Annotated in this window: 1 protein-coding gene; it reads right to left on the bottom strand. The window is 62.4% G+C overall.

The genetic code is table 11. The features are described 5' to 3' along the window. Positions 1-213: 213 nt before the first annotated feature. Positions 214-930: diaminopropionate ammonia-lyase (locus EN750_RS36490; protein ID WP_127399428.1), on the bottom strand; the 717-nt coding region annotated here is incomplete at its 5' end.

The raw sequence follows: 930 nt of genomic DNA, 5'->3' as shown, positions 1-930 counted from the left end.
CTGCGGTCGTGCCGCTGGATCATGCGCAAGGGCGCCCGAGCGGAGACGCATCCGGTAGGAGGACGATGCCGGCCATGAGATCGCAATGGCCGCCGAATATTCGGTCCCCGAATGATGGCCGAGATGTTGTCCGCCAGCGCAAGGGCACCGGCCTGGTGCGCGGAGGCACAAGTCCCCCCGCGATTCGGGGCTTCAGAACTTCGCTGTCGATGGTCATGCCGTCCTGCGCTGCGCCGCCACCGCTTCCGGCGTCGTGCCCACGAGCTCCTCGTACTTCGCGGGATCAGTCGCGCCTTCCGTGTTTACGACCAAAATGCGCGAGGCGCTGTCGAGGCGCAGTTTCGATTTGATCTTGAGATCGGCGACCGCCTTGAGAAACCCTGCCAGCCCGACGCCGCCGCTCTCCCCAGCCACTATCGATGGGTCACCATGGGCGGGATTGGCAAGTCGCTTCATGATCGATATCGCGTCTTCTTCATCCACAGTCATGAATGCGTCGGCCACGCGGGAAAGAATCCTCCAGGCGACAAGCGAGGGTTCGTAGCACTCGAGCATTGCCATCACCGTAGGCTGCCCATGCTTGATCGAAATCGGATGACCCGCGCGCGCCGTTTCGAGCACGCACGCCGCCCGCGCTGGATCGACGACGATGAATACAGGCCGCTTGTCGCCGTACTCAATCGCTAGATGTCCGCCAACAGCCGCCGCGATGCCGCCTACCCCCGACTGGATGAACACATGTGTCGGAGCTTCCGGCAACGCTCGCAGCGCTTCTCTGACGAGAGCGGTATAGCCCTGCATGACCAGACCGGGGATGCGTTCATAGCCCGGCCATGACGTGTCCGAGACAATAGTCCAGCCTTCTCTTTCAGCAACGCGCGCAGCCTCCTTGACCGAGTCGTCGTAGTTACCGTCGATGCGGATCATATT

Source organism: Mesorhizobium sp. M7A.F.Ca.ET.027.03.2.1 (assembly GCF_003999175.1).
Classification (GTDB): Bacteria; Pseudomonadota; Alphaproteobacteria; order Rhizobiales; family Rhizobiaceae; genus Mesorhizobium.
This window is presented reverse-complemented; position numbering and strand designations above follow the sequence as displayed.